3 protein-coding genes are annotated in these 1,342 nt (G+C 64.3%); all 3 read right to left on the bottom strand.

Going from position 1 to position 1,342, the window contains the following annotated elements:
* Positions 1-567 (bottom strand): ATP phosphoribosyltransferase regulatory subunit (locus tag AC1DT3_RS21395; protein WP_477467196.1); only part of this gene is annotated, 567 nt, incomplete at its 3' end.
* Positions 568-712: 145 nt separating this feature from the next.
* Positions 713-1,141, bottom strand: a complete 429-nt coding sequence (locus AC1DT3_RS21390) for a SpoIIAA family protein (RefSeq protein WP_477467195.1) — start codon at positions 1,139-1,141, stop codon at positions 713-715.
* An 8-nt stretch (positions 1,142-1,149) separates the two neighbouring features.
* Positions 1,150-1,342, bottom strand: a 193-nt coding sequence (locus AC1DT3_RS21385; protein WP_477467194.1) for a hypothetical protein, incomplete at its 5' end; no start/stop codon positions are given.

Raw genomic sequence — 1,342 nt, 5'->3', positions numbered from 1 at the left:
GAGTAGTCCCGCATATTCCGCCTGGGCCTGTCCCTCCGGCTCGCTCAAGCCTTCGAGACCGCGGCCGGACACGATGGCGCGGATCACCCTCCGTTTGGCGGCGGGCGACACACCGAGCGCATCGATCAGGTCGTTGAGCAGCCCCATGTCGCCGAGGCGGACACGGTAATCGCCGACTTGAAGTTGCGCCAAGCCGTCCAAGGCGAGACCGAGCACCTCGGCGTCCGCGCCGGTTGTGTCCCGACGTCCGATCGATTCGATGCCGGCCTGCAGAAACTCACCGGTTTCGTTCGGCCGCATCCGGAAGACGGGGCCGCCATAGCCGTATCCGCGCGGCGTGGCGCCGTGCTCGCTCAGATGCTGGAGGCAGACCGGAATGGTGTATTCGGGTCGCAGGCAAAGCTCCCGGCCCGTCGTGTCCTGGGTGACGAACATCCGACGGCGGATGTCCTCGCCGGAGAGGTCGATGAACGTATCCGCGGGCTGTAGCACCGGAGGCTCGACGCGCGCGTAGCCCTCGCGCTCGAAAAGCGCGATCAAGGCATTTGTGGCTTCTGTCTCCGTCACTGGCTCTGCCCTTCGTCCTTCGGACATTGCTCTAGCAACGCTTTTCCGGGAAGGCGACCGTTTTCGGCCGGCAAAGTGAACAAGCGGCTCAAACGAGGACGCCCCAAAGGCATGGGCGGCGGGGCGTGAGCCTGCGTCATGACGATCAAACTTCGCCTGGATCGCTCGTGTCAGCGGAAGCAGGCGCTTTCGAGTGCTGAGGCACAGGTTCTCCGGAGGCCCACGCGAGAGCCGCCTCGCGTTCGTTCTTGCCGAAGGCGCGAATGTCGATCCCGGGAATGACGTGATTCTCCAACCGGGCAATGGCGCGGAGCCATTCCCGGTCGGAGACGACGGCGGCGCGGCCGAACCGGCTCCATTGTCCGATCTTGCTGATGCCGTAGCGAAGATCCTTGAGAAGCGCTTCCGCCGTCATATCGGCGAAATCGACCATGTCGGCATAGAGGGCGATGTGCTGATGGCGGGAAAGCGCCGCCTCCAGCACGAGCGTGACACGCTCGATGTCGTCTCCGGTGAGGGTACCGGAGACGCGCATCGCCACCACATGATCGGGCGCCGGCAGGATCTCGATCATCCGATCGATCAGTGACTGCGCGTGCTACGCGTCGTCGCTGCCTTCTTGGAGGTTTTGCGCTTGCTGTGGTTCGAGGCCATGTTCACGTATTGCGGCCGCTTGGCAGCGCGCTTCGTGCTTGCAGCCTTCGTCGTGCGACGGGCCGGGGCGCGACGACGAACGGGAGCTTCCACTTCATCCTCTTCGTCGGCATCGTTGTAA

The organism is Microvirga sp. P4_G7 (assembly GCF_056401005.1).
This window is presented reverse-complemented; position numbering and strand designations above follow the sequence as displayed.